At 43.0% G+C, this 14,936-nt stretch carries 16 protein-coding genes; 1 reads left to right on the top strand and 15 read right to left on the bottom strand.

The window, feature by feature from the left end:
* Nucleotides 1–26: 26 nt before the first annotated feature.
* On the top strand, nt 27–233 hold the full coding sequence (locus HWX64_RS18155) for a YrzA family protein (protein ID WP_175990941.1): 207 nt from the start codon (nt 27–29) through the stop codon (nt 231–233).
* Between the two features lie 37 nt (nt 234–270).
* Here HWX64_RS18155 and HWX64_RS18150 read toward each other — a convergent pair whose 3' ends face one another.
* The 15 genes from HWX64_RS18150 to HWX64_RS18080 form a co-directional block, all read right to left on the bottom strand.
* On the bottom strand, nt 271–987 hold the full coding sequence (locus tag HWX64_RS18150; RefSeq protein ID WP_254871209.1) for a YrrS family protein: 717 nt from the start codon (nt 985–987) through the stop codon (nt 271–273).
* 114 nt (nt 988–1,101) lie between these two features.
* The gene (locus HWX64_RS18145; protein WP_175990939.1) at nt 1,102–2,847 is read right to left on the bottom strand and encodes a penicillin-binding protein 2; all 1,746 of its coding nucleotides are present in this window, start codon (nt 2,845–2,847) and stop codon (nt 1,102–1,104) included.
* Between the two features lie 518 nt (nt 2,848–3,365).
* Nucleotides 3,366–3,842 carry a transcription elongation factor GreA gene (gene greA, locus HWX64_RS18140; RefSeq protein WP_175990938.1) on the bottom strand — a complete coding sequence of 159 codons (477 nt, stop codon included), beginning with the start codon at nt 3,840–3,842 and terminating at the stop codon, nt 3,366–3,368.
* Between the two features lie 169 nt (nt 3,843–4,011).
* Nucleotides 4,012–4,647 carry a uridine kinase gene (gene udk / locus HWX64_RS18135; RefSeq protein ID WP_175990937.1) on the bottom strand — a complete coding sequence of 212 codons (636 nt, stop codon included), beginning with the start codon at nt 4,645–4,647 and terminating at the stop codon, nt 4,012–4,014.
* A gap of 5 nt (nt 4,648–4,652) precedes the next feature.
* The gene (locus tag HWX64_RS18130; RefSeq protein ID WP_175991581.1) at nt 4,653–5,924 is read right to left on the bottom strand and encodes a U32 family peptidase; all 1,272 of its coding nucleotides are present in this window, start codon (nt 5,922–5,924) and stop codon (nt 4,653–4,655) included.
* Nucleotides 5,925–5,968: 44 nt separating this feature from the next.
* Nucleotides 5,969–6,898, bottom strand: coding sequence for a peptidase U32 family protein (locus HWX64_RS18125; protein ID WP_175990936.1), 930 nt, complete (start codon nt 6,896–6,898; stop codon nt 5,969–5,971).
* Nucleotides 6,895–7,545 carry an O-methyltransferase gene (locus HWX64_RS18120; protein WP_175990935.1) on the bottom strand — a complete coding sequence of 217 codons (651 nt, stop codon included), beginning with the start codon at nt 7,543–7,545 and terminating at the stop codon, nt 6,895–6,897. The genes HWX64_RS18125 and HWX64_RS18120 overlap by 4 nt, the downstream gene beginning before the upstream one ends.
* Before the next feature lie 226 nt (nt 7,546–7,771).
* A complete protein-coding gene (gene mltG, locus HWX64_RS18115; RefSeq protein ID WP_254871244.1) occupies nt 7,772–8,872 on the bottom strand; it encodes an endolytic transglycosylase MltG in 1,101 nt (366 codons plus the stop codon).
* A gap of 203 nt (nt 8,873–9,075) precedes the next feature.
* Nucleotides 9,076–9,363: a DUF1292 domain-containing protein gene (locus HWX64_RS18110; protein ID WP_032087548.1), complete on the bottom strand. Its 288-nt coding sequence runs from the start codon at nt 9,361–9,363 to the stop codon at nt 9,076–9,078.
* A 15-nt stretch (nt 9,364–9,378) separates the two neighbouring features.
* Nucleotides 9,379–9,795, bottom strand: a complete 417-nt coding sequence (gene ruvX / locus HWX64_RS18105) for a Holliday junction resolvase RuvX (protein ID WP_175990933.1) — start codon at nt 9,793–9,795, stop codon at nt 9,379–9,381.
* 3 nt (nt 9,796–9,798) lie between these two features.
* Nucleotides 9,799–10,065 carry an IreB family regulatory phosphoprotein gene (locus tag HWX64_RS18100; protein WP_071619018.1) on the bottom strand — a complete coding sequence of 89 codons (267 nt, stop codon included), beginning with the start codon at nt 10,063–10,065 and terminating at the stop codon, nt 9,799–9,801.
* 83 nt (nt 10,066–10,148) lie between these two features.
* Nucleotides 10,149–12,782, bottom strand: a complete 2,634-nt coding sequence (gene alaS / locus HWX64_RS18095) for an alanine--tRNA ligase (RefSeq protein ID WP_175990932.1) — start codon at nt 12,780–12,782, stop codon at nt 10,149–10,151.
* Nucleotides 12,783–13,137: 355 nt separating this feature from the next.
* The gene (locus HWX64_RS18090) at nt 13,138–14,208 is read right to left on the bottom strand and encodes an AI-2E family transporter (RefSeq protein WP_254871208.1); all 1,071 of its coding nucleotides are present in this window, start codon (nt 14,206–14,208) and stop codon (nt 13,138–13,140) included.
* 108 nt (nt 14,209–14,316) lie between these two features.
* A complete protein-coding gene (locus HWX64_RS18085; RefSeq protein WP_175990931.1) occupies nt 14,317–14,457 on the bottom strand; it encodes a YrzQ family protein in 141 nt (46 codons plus the stop codon).
* A gap of 6 nt (nt 14,458–14,463) precedes the next feature.
* Nucleotides 14,464–14,649 (bottom strand): hypothetical protein, encoded by a 186-nt coding sequence (locus HWX64_RS18080; protein ID WP_071619022.1) that lies wholly within the window; start codon nt 14,647–14,649, stop codon nt 14,464–14,466.
* Nucleotides 14,650–14,936: the final 287 nt, after the last annotated feature.

The raw sequence follows: 14,936 nt of genomic DNA, 5'->3' as shown, positions 1-14,936 counted from the left end.
ACTTTTCGTATTAAGGAGGACTTTCAATGAATTTTTCATTTGATTTAATTGAAGATAAAGTGGAGTTTTTTGAGGCAGATCAATTAAAAACCCTGGAGAAGAAAATAGATGAGCAAATCGAGCACAACAAGGCGATTATGTTAAACGTGCACCATGTACAGCACAATGTATCCATCGATGAAAATGGAAGAAGGCTCTATACAGCCGTCGTTCATTTCAAGGTGAAGAAATAAAAAAAGCTCCGGGCAACTCGCCGGAGCTTTCTCTTACTTAATCTTTATCGTTTTCTATCAGTTCTTCCACCTTTGTCGGCTGCCATCCTTGACCGTCATTCCATTGCAGATATACCCGATAGGCTGTAGAACCGCCTTTCTCGGTAATAGTACCAATGGATTTTTGCGGACCGCCGTTTCCTTCGATGTACCAAACCGTCATGTTATCCTGCGGGATGCCGGTTGCATAGGATAGAGCTTGCTCTTTTTCCTGCCAATCGACACTGCCAGTATCATATGACGATACATGCTCACCTGACTGCTGTGTTCCGACCGGCTCCCAATCAGGGTGCACAATCGTTCTCTTTACATTTGGTTCGCTGCTTTCCTCTATCTGGGCGCTGCTGTCATCAAGTGCAACAGATTCCTTTTCCTCTGGTGACTCTTCTTGCTCTTCCTCTTTGGTTTTATCTTCTTCTTCTTTCTTTTTATCTTTTTCTTTCTCTGATTCAGATGACTCTTCTTCTTTCATAGAAACAGAGTTCTCATCATTTTTTTGTTCACTATCGTTATCGCGATCAGCACTATTTTCAGCCGAATTCTTGTCACTGTTTTCAACCTTTGTTGATGCATTTTCTTTATCGGAACCGTTACCGGTCAGAATAGTGGCGCCTACCACTACGATCAAGAGAACAACAACAGCGATCATTATGTTTAATACTGTATTGGTTTTAGATTTAGAGCGTCGATCTAATCGAGATTTATATTTCGCCATAAGATTCCCTCCTATTATCCTAAACATTTTAACATGATAGAGTAATAAGAATAAAGCGAAACATGACCCAATTTCTAAGTGTAATGGAGATTGGTACGTTCGGAACAGGAGGTTTTACTCATTCTCAAGCTTATAGACAGCGTCCACACTGTCTTTGAAAATCGGATAAATTCCCCCTTCATTGATGAGCACATCCATATTGACAGCGACCAAAGCATATTTAGGATCTTCAAAAGGAAAGTAACCTGCAAACCATTTATTGTACAGTTCCTTGCCTTCAAGCTTTGTCCCTGTTTGGGCGGTCCCGGTTTTACCTGCAATCGTATAAAGAGCTGTGTCTAAATGAGGGGCGGTCCCTTCAGGAGAGTGGACGACCCCCCTCAAATACTGCTGCAGTTTCATGGCGGTGAAAGGGGAAATTTTATCTCCATCCATTTTCTTTTTAGGAAAAGAAAACATGCTTGTCCCGTTTTGATAATCGATGGATGTCGCCGCACTGACCATGTACTTTTCCCCGCCCCTGGCAATGGTCGCCATCATATTGGCGATACCGAGCGGGGTGACTCTGACTTCCTTCTGTCCTATACCGGTTTGAGAGATAAAGTTGAAATCTTTTCTTTCATCGTCTGAGACGAAAATTCTTCCATCACTCACTTGCAGCTGTGAAAAATCCTCATAATGAAAAACATTTCCCTCCCAGCTGATGTCACCTAATAAGCCAAGCTTTCCTGCATATTCCTCAAGGGAATGCGCATCTTTTTCCACCAATTCTTTTGCCAAATCAGCAAATGTTCTATTACAGCTGACTGCGATACTTGTTTTAATATTAATCGTACCATGTTGTTTCTCAGCGGGTTTACCATAGATATCTTGATCGCAATTGAACATGCGGGATTCATCCACGATTCCTTCATCCATGGCGGCAGCGGCAACGACTGTTTTGAAGACAGAACCTGGCGCCAAGGCTTTCAGCATGTAATTGGCTGCACCCCCGCTGAATGGATCACTGGTGTTAACTGCGGGCCGCGACACGCTGGCAAGTATTTGACTATTTTCGATGTCCAAGAGCAGCAATCCGCCTTTTTCAATATTGTACTGATCTGCCACCGTTTCCAAGGCCTGCTGCATGTCTGTGTCAATTGTCGTTTTGACATTGAGGGGATAAAATGGATTCGCAGGTGCGAGATACTTTACGTCCGCCCCAAATAAAGGTCCTCCGATCGCATCTACATGATAGATCAGCTTGGACTGTTCTTCAGAAATCAGCCATTCATCAAATATTTCCTGCATCCCGGTCACACCTATTTTCTGGTGCACCCCTTTTACTTTATCAGGGTAGCGTTCATGAAATTCTTCTGCATTTTCCCCCGTTATTCCAATCAACTGAGAAGCAGGGACATGTTCATTCTTGAATTTTCTTGTCACGGCAAATACCCCTTGGATTTTCAACGCATTTATCTCTTTCATTTGTTCTTCAGAAAGCTGATACGCCTCTTTTCCTCCAAATACAATCGGTCCTTTAGCATGCTCGAGTTTGGTTTCAATGATTTCAGGGGTGACATGGATGATATGCGCTACTTCTTCAACCGGCCACTCCATTCTTTTTAAAAAAGGAAATAAGACAAGAACATTTTTTTCTTGGAACGTCAGAGGCTTGCCATTTCGGTCCAAAAACTGTCCTCTGCCTTCATCAATGACGAGCTGTTGTGTCCGTTGAGCCACACTTTCCTCAATTAAATTGATCTTATGCTTTGAGAACGATTCTGTCTGGAATAATTGGAGCTGCATTAATCTGGCAGATAGCAGTATGAGTCCCACAAGCAGTAAGATGCCAAGCAGCCTGACCCGTTTTCGTATCATTCCTCTTCACCTCGTCTACATTGTTGACGAGATTTTAGAGTTCTAACCGTTAAGGGGATTGGGCTAGTCTCAGTGTGTGTATGTATGGAATCTATTAGAAACCGGTGATTCGATGGGAAATATGAAATCGATGCGGTGTGCGGTATGGGTACGCAAATTAGAATCATTATTATAAGATCATAAATCAGGAAAGTGGATCGTATTTCTTGAATTAGGATCGTATTTCTCCCATTAGGATCGTATTTCTCGAATCAGGATCGTATTTTCCGATTTAGGATCATATTTGCTTGTCCTCACAAACATCTCTCCTTTCAAAGTGTGAATGAAGAGACGAAAAGCTTACAATTCCGGAAAAGGTGCATTTAATCGTATGGTTTCCTTCAATCCATAGAATGAGCTAGCTGCTTTAGGATCCAATATAAGTCTTATTCCAAAAAACATTTAATGACACTTTCCTGATGGATCTGCAAAAAAAAGGAAGAAACCCTGAACAGGCTTCTTCCTTTCATTGTATTTGATCAGCTTACTTCTACAATCTTCACATTCATTTCCCCGCCTGGTGTCTGAACGGTTACTTTCGCTCCTACTTTATGGCCGAGAAGGCTTTTCGCGATAGGAGAATCATTGGAGATTTTCCCTTCGAATGGATCTGCTTCTGCACTTCCGACGATTGTATATGTTTCCTCGTCTCCATCAGGCAGTTCCACGAACGTTACTTTCTTACCTAATTGAACTGTATCTGAATTCATGTCATCTTCCTGTATGACCTTAGCATTGCGAATCATATTTTCCAATGTAGAGATGCGGCCTTCAACGAATGCCTGCTCGTCTTTCGCTGCATCATACTCAGAGTTCTCTGAAAGATCCCCGAAGCTTCTGGCGATCTTGATGCGCTCCACTACTTCCTTACGTTTTACCGTTTTAAGATTTTCTAATTCTTTCTCTAATTTTTCTTTACCCTCTAATGTCATCGGGTATACTTTTTCTGTACTCATGACCCTCTTCACTCCTTAACTGTCTTAAAGCTTCCCAAGCTTTTTATGTAGTTCATGGTGCACGATAATGTAAAGGCAGGGAATGGAGGGAAAGACTCTTCTCCTCCATTCCCCGGTTCCGTTACATTGATGGGAATTTAACCTATATATGTTTATCTATGTTATCGTATTACAAAAATGACTTTTGTTCAAGAATTGTTTGAATTTTTGTTACCATTAAATCGATTGCCACGTGATTATGGCCGCCTTCAGGAATGATGACATCCGCATATCGTTTCGTCGGTTCGATGAATTGATTATGCATCGGGCGCACCACGGTGATGTATTGATCGATCACTGAATCAATTGAACGGCCTCTTTCTTTGATATCACGGAGCATCCTTCTGATGATGCGCAGATCTGCATCCGTATCAACGTAAAGCTTGATATCCATTAAGTTGCGCAATCTTTCATCTTCTAATACTAAAATTCCTTCTAAAATGATGACATCCTTTGGTTCTACCAAAATAGTGTCGTCAGAACGGGTATGCATTTTATAATCATATACAGGCTTCTTAACCGACTGGTGGTTAAGAAGTTCGTTTAGATGCTCAATGAGAAGATCGTTATCGAAGGCCAAAGGATGATCGTAATTGGTTTTCAAACGCTCCTCAAAAGGCAGATTTGATTGATCTTTATAATAATAATCCTGTTGCAGCATTAAAATCGAGTGTCCCTGGAATTGCTCATAGATGGCTTTCGTCACACTTGTTTTTCCAGATCCTGATCCTCCTGCTACACCAATAACAACCGGTTTATGTTTCATAACGTTTATGTGTTCTCCTTTCGCATCATGTTGTCAGGGTACACCCTCTGATCAACTTTGAACTTTACGATTTGCAGCGGATGCCGCGCCACGTCAAGCTCATTTCCTTTATCATCCCAGATCTGTCCGATCACTTGTGTGAAATTAGAGATCTCAGGCCCGAAAAATTCAACTTCCTGCCCGGACTTAAAATGATTTCGCTGCTGCAGCGTAACAATCCCGGTTTCCTCATCATAATCGAGCACCAGTCCGACGAATTCATAATTTGTATTCTTTTTATTGTGGACCCCGAACATCTGCTCCTTGAATCCCGGGACCCCTTCAAAGAATGCAGGAGCCGCCTCCCGGTTGGCGCATTTTTCAAGTTCTTCAAGCCATTCTTTCTTGATCTTGAAATGATCCGGATCTTTACAATATTCATCTATGACTTTACGGTAGACACTTACTACTGTTGCAACATAATGAATCGATTTCATCCGTCCTTCAATCTTAAGGCTGTCAATTCCAAGTTCGATCATTCTTGGAATCGATTCAACGAGCTTCAAGTCTTTCGGACTCATGGCAAAAGGAGCATCATTTTCACTGTATAGAGCCTGTTCATTACCGTCTTCAAGCTGATAGAGATCATAATCCCATCGGCATGATTGACAGCAGCCTCCACGGTTAGAGTCGCGTGCAGTCATGTGATTGCTCAATGTACAGCGCCCTGAATATGCAATGCACATGGCCCCATGGATGAAAGTCTCGATTTCTATATCGACTTTTTCCTTCATCTCACGGATCTCTTCGCCGCTCGTTTCACGCGCCAGCACAACACGGTCCAGACCTTCTTCTTTCCAGAACTGAACAGCCTTCCAATTGGATAAGCTCTGCTGTGTACTTAAATGAACCTCAACCTTCGGGGCAACCCGTCTGCAGGTCTCGATAATCAACGGGTCTGCTACAATGATTCCTGCAATTCCAGCTTCTTCGAGACCCATTAAGTACTCTTCCAGACCATCCATGTTCTCATTATGGGCATAGATATTTGTGGTTACATAAATCTTGGCCCCATACTTCCGTGCGAACTCCACACCCTCTTTCATTTCTTCCAGTGTGAAATTGCCTGCGTTTGAACGCAGTCCGAATTCCTGTCCGCCAATATAAACTGCATCTGCACCATAGTGCACGGCTATTTTCAATTTTTCAAGGTTACCGGCAGGAGCCAATAACTCAGGCTTCTTCACAATAACACGTTTACCATCAACAACGTTAGAGATAGGGTCTTTAACAACCATGGTCAACGTTACTCCTCCGTTCTTTTCATCTTTCTTCATCTGATTCAATAGACCGTTTCTTTAAAGAAGAAACCTGTATCTAGCGGGCGGCTTTCAGGCTGAAGCTGTTTCGCTTCCTCTAACAGTTCATCCTTGATTTCATCGTACTGTTCTTCATCCTGTACAAATAAATCGATCGCTTTCCGATACAGTTTCGTGACTTCCACTACGTATTCCGATGGTTTCAACACACCATCGATCTTGAATGAATCGATACCTGCTTCAATCATTTCGCCAAGTTCATCAATGATGCACATATCATTCGGGCTCATGATATGAGTACCGTTTTCATCTTCGAAAATAGGATAGTGGTTATGACGTTCTTTGTCATGGAGGTACATATTCTTCTGCTCCTTGCGGTTTTCCACTTCCATCACTTTTCCTTGATATTCAAAGTAGTTACCGAGCAGGGAGCGTTTCGATTGGAACATGCATGTCATGCCATGCACCTGAACCTCGACTTCCACTTCTGCATTTTCCTTGATTTCCACAATGGCATCCATGCTTAATTCACGGGCAAGGACGGCACGTTTTGCCCCTTTTCTGCCCCAGTAATTGCATGTGTACCAATTTGTTGCCGTCGTTTCCGTGTTCCAATGCAGCTTCATATCGGGTGCCGCGCTTCTTGCAGCCATCAATACAGCAGGATCGCCAAAGACGATGGCATCCGCTTCAGCATCCTTTAAGAAAGAAATATACTCTTCAAGCTCCTCGATTTTATCATTATGAAAAATCGCATTCATTGCGATGTATACCTTTTTGCCATAAACGTGGGCAGTCTTAATGGCCTTTTTTATGTCTTCTTTTGAGAATTCCCCTGCCAGGCGCAATCCAAATTTTTGTTCACCGATGACGAATGCATCCGCTCCGGCATGGGCTAAAGGTTCAATATCAGAAAGGGATGTCGGGGTCACTAACAGCTCGGGCATTTTCACTTTCGGTCACCTCTTTTTTTACTTATGGCAATACCATCCCCTACTGGTAAGATGGCTGTTTCGTAATCTTCATGACTCATCAGCCAAGCATTATATTTCTGCAGCTTCTTCACCATGTTCCGGATTCTTTTTTGTTCGATTTCTTCTTCTGCTACAAGTCCCTTGAATAAAACATTGTCTGAATAGACGACGCCGTTTCCTGAAAGCATCGCTGAATAAAGATCAAAAAATTTCTGGTATTGGCCTTTTGCTGCATCAATGAAAATGGCATCGTACGGACCATATTTCTCTACTTCTTCCTGAAGTTCGAGAGCATCCCCGAAAAGGGTGTGGATACGGCTGCTGTGTTCTGAACGCGACAGAAATGCCTGTGCCGCGCCGTACCGCTCTTCGTCCCGTTCAATTGTCGTTATTTCCGTTCCGGGAAGGGATTCCGCCATTCTTATTGCAGAGTAACCGATGGCCGTCCCGATTTCTAGAATACGGGCAGGCTGTTGAATGGATAGGATACCTAAAAGAGCCTCGATTCCTACCAGCTCCATGATGGGTACATGATGTTCTTCCGCATATTGTTTCATCTCCTCCAAAAGCGGAGAACGTTTTCTAGTGATCGATTCTATATAGTTAATAACCTGCTCATTTATCATATGTTTTTCACAATCCTCATCTTTAAACTGCCTTATGACTTCGGGATAACATGAAAAGAAGAAAGCTGCTCTGAGCTTTCTACTTCATTACATTTATCCGCAAAGATAACGCACATTTATGAAAAATAACTTGTACTATTTTAACACAAAGAAAAGAGGAAAGCGAATGTTTCTTTCCTCTTCTCCTGCATCCGAAGTTGATTCACAACCGCTTTCACAGAAGGAATCATTCAGATTTATTTGTAATATATTTAGCTTTCTTTTCGTTGTGTTCCTCAAGCGTTTCCGAATAATAGACCGATCCGTTGGAAGAAGCCAGGAAATAATAATAATTTGTGTCTTCCGGCTGAAGTGCCGCTTCGATTGATGATAGTCCCGCATTTGCAATCGGCCCCGGCGGAAGTCCTTTCACTTTATAGGTGTTATAAGGCGAATCGACTTCCAAGTCCTTGTAGACTGTGCGTGATTTATGCTCTCCGAGTGCATAGAGGACGGTAGGGTCTGTTTGAAGGGGCATCCCTTCCTCGATGCGGTTATAGAACACACTTGATATCTTGCCCCTGTCCGCTTTTTCAGTTGCTTCTTCTTCAATCAGGGAAGACATCGTTAATAATTCATGTGCTGTATACTCTCTATCAGCCATAGAATCCTGGTATTGCGCCAGCACTTCATCGGTTTGAGCGATCATTTTATTGAGTATTTTTTCAAGAGAAGGTTTCTTTTCATAGAAAGAATAGGTTGCAGGGTAAAGATAGCCTTCCAGCGGTCTCTTGATATCTTTATTGAATACTTCGTCTGTTACCAAGTTCGGATATTCCTTTTTTAATTGCTCGATCCATTTCTTGTCTTTCAGTTTCTTTTCGATTTCATCTTTTTCATATGGGGACTTATCTGCGATAATTTCTGTAATTTTATCCAGTTGAAGTCCTTCGGGTAATGTAATTTTGAATTCTGCTTTTCTCATTACCTTGCCTGTTTTTAAACTATTGACAATTTCATTCAGCGTCATGGAAGGTGTCAAATCATATGAACCCGCCTGAAACCCTGATTCATTATTGAATTTCACATAGTATTTAAAAACGGTTGCGTTTTTCACAATACCGTTTTCTTCCAGGATATTACCAATGGAAGTGACTCCTGAACCAATCGGGATCTCCACCTTCACCGGTTTGCTATTATCCGGATCGACTGGCTTCAGGGCAGACTTCACATAAAGATATCCACCGACCGCCGTTCCTCCGATTATAATAATAAGCGATAAAAAGATAAGTCCGACGATTTTACGAATGACTTTCGCCTCTTCTTGTCTTTCCAAGAGTTTGTTCATAAGCGTTTCTTTTATTTTATTTTTATCTTCCAACTCTTCATTTCCCCCTTTCGAGCAAAAAAGCGGGATATCCGTCATGTTGATTCGACATCATCCTCCCTATTATACAATATTTTGCACAAAGTGAAACAGGGACCGGCAAAAAGGAATAAAAATAATCCTTTCACCGATCCCTGTTCTAAAAAACGTTCTTAAAGGGAGGGTTATTCGCCCTCTTCTTCATCCAGGAACGTATTCAGCATTTCTTCAATCATGTCCCACTCTTCTTCTGTTTCAATCGGCTTTAATTCGCCTTCTTCGCCTTCGTCACCAGGAACGAAAGCAGATGCATGGATTTCGATTTCTTCTTCATCATTTTCATCTGCTCCAAGCGGATAATACAGGACATATGATTTGTTGAATTTATCTGATTCAAATGTGAAGAGGACTTCACAAAGCTGTTCATTTCCTTGTTCATCCACAACTGTGATTTGTTTTTCTCCGTGTTCCATTGAACATTCACCTCATTATTTTTGACTGTCAAGATATCCTTGCAGGATCATCACTGCAGCCATTTTATCAATTACTTTCTTCCGTTTCTTTCTGCTTACATCGGCTTCAAGGAGGACTCTCTCCGCAGCCATCGTGCTTAAGCGTTCATCCCAATATTTAACTGGTATGGAAAGCTCGCGCTCGATCAGATCGCCGTAAGACTTTGAAGCTTCCCCGCGCGGTCCGATAGTATTGTTCATGTTTTTCGGAAGCCCGACAATGATTGTGTCCACTTCGTATTCCTTTGCCAGTTCCTTTATACGTTCAATACGGAAGTCGCCTTCTTCTTCGTTGATTCTCACTGTTTCGATCCCCTGGGCTGTCCAGCCAAGGGCGTCGCTTATTGCAACGCCTACAGTTTTAGAGCCAACGTCCAATCCCATAACTCGCATTCATTATCCCTCTTTATGCTGTTTCAAATACGATTTGACTAATTCTTCGATGATTTCATCACGCTCCAAGCGGCGGATGATATTTCTGGCGTCTTGATGTCTTGGGATATAAGCCGGATCCCCAGATAATAAGTATCCAACGATTTGATTGATCGGGTTATACCCTTTTTCTTGAAGAGCATCATGAACTTGAAGCAAAACTTCCTTGACGTCATGCTCGAATGGCTCATCAGAAAAATCAAATCGCATCGTTTTGTCAAAAGAACTCATTTTTAGCACCTCTCTTCAGGCTTGTCTTTCAAACAAACGAATTGTTAATCGTTACCTTCATTGTACACCACTTTAATGCAGAGTTAAACGGATTTCACCCATTCTTCTACAAATTGCAGTGCTTCCTCCAGTTTCTCAGGGTTTTTACCGCCTGCCTGTGCCATATCAGGACGGCCGCCTCCACCGCCGCCGCAGCGTGATGCCACTTCTTTAACAAGCTTTCCTGCATGATACCCTTTGTCCACTAGATCTTTGGTAACTCCGGCAATCACGTTCACTTTGCCATCGCCAGCAGTACCCAGTACGATGACAGCAGATCCCAGTTTCTGTTTAAGATCGTCCATCATCGTACGCAATGCATTGCTGTCTCCCGCTCCGACTTTAGCTGAAAGTACATTGATTCCGTCGATTACTTTCACTTGATCGGTTAAGCTTCCTGCTTCTATGTTAGACAACTTCGCTGCCAATGATTCATTTTCTCTTTGCAGTTCTTTCATTTCCAGCATCAAGGCATCTACGCGGTTTACGATATCTTTAGGATTAGCCTTCAGTTTATTTGCTGTTTCTTTCAAGAGTGATACTTGGCCGTTCAGCAATTTGTAAGCAAATTCTCCTGAGACTGCTTCGATTCTTCGTGTTCCTGCACCGATTCCGCTTTCAGAAATAATCTTGAACAAGCCGATTTCAGATGTATTGGACACATGGCAGCCTCCGCAAAGCTCAAGGCTGTAGTCACCGATGGAAACAACACGGACCACTTCCCCGTATTTCTCGCCAAACAATGCCATGGCCCCCATCTCTTTTGCTTCAGCCAGGGATTTAAGATCCGTATTCACAGAAATAGCTTTCCACACTTGCTCATTGACGATGCTTTCGATTTTCTCCATCTCTTCATCTGTGACTGAACCGAAGTGAGAGAAGTCGAATCGAAGGCGGTCCGGTTCCACTAAAGATCCAGCCTGGTTGACATGTTCACCTAGTACATCCTTCAGCGCCTGGTGCAGGAGATGAGTGGCTGTATGGTTCTTTTCCACTTTCTTTCTTGATTCGCGAGAAACTTTCGCCACTACCTTTTGATTACTTTCCAAGGTGCCTTCTTCCACAATCCCGGTATGAAGGTTCTGTCCGTTCGGTGCCTTCTTAACATCAGTTACATAAACTTTGACACCCTCACCTTCCAGGTAACCTTTATCACCGATTTGTCCTCCACTTTCTGCGTAGAAAGGAGTCTGGTCAAGAATGAACTGGAATTCCTGGCCTTTATCCACTTTCGGCTGCCGGTCCTTATCGACGAGTACCTCTACTACGGTCGCATTCGTTTCCAGGTTGTCATATCCGACAAATACGCTTTCCGTTGTGATATCGCTCAAGATACCACCTTGCACCTGCATGCTTCCTACGTCCTGACGAGCAGCACGCGCTCTTTCACGCTGGCCTTCCATTTCCTTTTCAAAGCCTGCTTGATCGACTGCCAGTCCTTCTTCTTCAGCGTACTCTTCCGTTAGTTCCACCGGGAAGCCATATGTGTCATAAAGTCTGAATACATCTTCACCAGGTATCGTATTGCTTCCTGCTTTCTTTTCTCTTTCTACAATGGAAGAAAGAATCGCAAGTCCTTCATTTAACGTTTCATGGAAACGTTCTTCTTCATTTTTCACTACCTTTTGAATGAATTCAGCCTTATCTTTTACTTCCGGATAGAAATCCACCATGATTTCTGAAACAACAGGGACCAATTCATACATAAACGGGCGGTTGATCTCGATTTGCTTAGCAAAACGGACGGCACGGCGCAGTAATCGTCTCAATACATATCCACGTCCTTCATTTGAAGGAAGTGCTCCGTCCCCGATTGCAAAAGAAACGGTACGGATATGATCGGCAATTACTTTGAAAGCTACATCGATTTCTTCCTTTTGACCGTAAGTGCTTCCGGAAATCTTTTCTACTGCTTTCATGATCGGCATGAACAAATCTGTATCAAAGTTGGTAGGAACTTCCTGAACCACACATGCCATCCGTTCAAGTCCCATACCTGTATCTATGTTCTTCTTAGGAAGCGGTGTATACGTCCCATCAGGATTATGGTTGAACTGGGAGAAAACCAGATTCCACACTTCAAGATAGCGGTCGTTTTCCCCGCCCGGATACAATTCCGGATCTTTCGGGTCATCACCGTATTCGGGACCGCGGTCGTAGAAGATTTCCGTGTTGGGTCCGCTCGGGCCTTCCCCGATATCCCAGTAGTTACCTTCGATTCTGATGATCCTCTCAGCGGGAACGCCGACTTTTTTGTTCCAGATTTCAAATGCTTCTTCGTCCTCGGGATGGATGGTGACGGATAATTTCTCCGGGTCGAATCCAATCCACTTTTTATCCGTCAGGAATTCCCAAGCCCATTCAATCGATTCCACTTTGAAATAGTCCCCTATCGAGAAGTTACCAAGCATTTCAAAGAATGTGTGATGACGGGCCGTCTTCCCGACGTTTTCAATATCATTTGTCCGGATGGATTTCTGTGCATTGACGATTCTTGGGTTCTGCGGAATGACACGTCCGTCAAAATATTTCTTTAATGTCGCTACACCACTGTTGATCCACAGCAGTGAAGGGTCTTCATGAGGTACAAGCGATGCGCTCGGTTCTACGCTGTGACCTTTTTCTTTGAAAAAATCCAGAAACATTTGGCGGATTTGTGCGCCGGTTAACTTGTTCATTTTCAATTTCCTCCTTTAGATATGTACTTAAAAAAGAATACAAAAAAGCCCTCATCCCAAAAACAGGGACGAGAGCTGACTCGCGGTACCACCCTGGTTGTGAATACAGAAAATCCCTATATTCACCCCTCATACACCTTAACGCGGTTCAACGGCAGGGTTTTCCTGCACTCTGGATTAGCTTTCGGTCATCCTTCATCTGGAACTTCTTTCAGCCGGGGAAGTTCCTCTCTTATGTGCATCCGCACTCAGATGGGCTATAACCTACTGGATCCTTCATCATTTTCATCTTTGTAAACTTTATTGTATATGTTGGATTATAGAAATATTCAATCCTTTTGTCAATGTTATCCCGTTAGTTTTTTGCATTAAGAAAATGTGTTCTTCCATGTAAAATGGCAACCTTTATCACCGCAAGTACAGGAACGGCTACAATCAATCCGATGACTCCCCCGATTTCTCCCCCGACAATCAGGGCACCCATGATGAACAAAGGATGCATATGGAGACTTTTCCCTACAATCATGGGGGATAGGATGTTTCCTTCAAGGAATTGCAGTACCACAACGAGGATGACGACATATAGAATCATCTTCAATGATAGCGTGCTTGCTACAATCACTGCGGGAACAGCCCCGATGACCGGGCCAAAATAGGGAATGACATTGGTGACCCCCATGATGACGCCGAGTATCAACGGATACTTCATATCCAAAAACCAAAGCACCGCTGCTGAGAGTCCCCCGATGATCAGGCACACCAGGAGCTGCCCGCGGATATAGCCGCCAAGCGACTCATCGACATCCTTGGAGAATCTCAGCGCACTTTGCCTCCACCTCCTCGGGGTCAGTTCCCAAAAGAATTTTTTTACTTTTGTAATATCCTTCAATAGATAAAATGATACAAAAGGTACAATGGCAATGATCAACAGGCTATTCATCAGCTTCAAAAGAATGGCAAGCGCTGCCGCTACAAGACCCGTCAGCCAGTCTTCGATCCCGTTGATCCTCTCTTCCAATTGGGTCTGGATCCCATCAGGCCAAGTCGATGTTTCACTTTGTATAAAATGAAGCCACTTCTGGTATTGGGAGGTGAACATTGGTGCATTTTCTGATAGGTCCCTCAGCTGATGAATGATGACGGGGGTTCCTTTGTAAAGACCATACCCCAAGCCTCCGAAAAATAAAATATAAATGAGCATAATGGCAATTCCTCGATGTATGCCTGCTTCATGAAGCTTCTCAACCAAAGGGTGCAGCAAATAGGCAATGAAACCTCCGATCATAAATGGAAGAAGGGATATGATCAATACATCTAAAACCGGATGCCAGACAGGCCTGAGCAAAAAAAGTATATACAGAAATACGGCACAGACCAATGCTATGGACAGCCTGTACAGCCACTTGGCATAATTCCTTGTTTCCACCGGCACCCCTCCTTCTTATCCTTTATTGTTAGAAATCGGGGGAGGTTTTTATACTATAAATATAAAAACTGACTCCCCCGGGCGGAGAGTCAGTCAAAGAATCCTTTGTTAAAACATTTTTTTCATTTGTCTGCGAAGTCTTTTCATTTGCTTTCTATTCATCATATTTGATCGCTGAGAATAAATGGATGCTGCGATTCCTGCCCCAAAACCAACAATCGATGCAAAAGTTCTGTTCAAGAAAGACACCTCTTCCTAGATTAATTGGCGGTCTTCCTCATCGAACAAGTCGTCTAAAGAGCTTAATGATCCATCTTCTTCTACCTGATGAGTATGAATGACTCCTTTTGACAAGGAAAGCTCAATAAAGCATCCCCAACAATAATATTGGTTGATCCCGATCTTCCCTATATCTTTACTCTGGCAGTTTGGACATTTCATCGTAAGGTCACCTCTATTGCACCATTAAAACTGGTGATTATTCCCTACCATCATGTCCAATCAGAGTGAAAAATATACCTGCCCGAGAAGAAACACGCCTGAACGGTATAACATATCATACACCGTTCTTATATAGTGTGAGACATTTTCCTTATTTCATGAGGAGATACTTTTACCATAGGAACCACCCTTTGAATTTCTCTCCGTTTATTAGGGTTTTAAAATGGGGCGTATAAGAATCACAAAGCCCGTTCCTTTGCGCTTCAGGCACTTGCTTTCCGCGGGGA

This window comes from Bacillus sp. Marseille-Q1617 (assembly GCF_903645295.1).
Lineage (GTDB): Bacteria > Bacillota > Bacilli > Bacillales > Bacillaceae_B > Rossellomorea.
The sequence above is the reverse complement of the archived record's forward strand: the minus strand, read 5'-3'. Positions and strand labels throughout refer to the sequence as shown.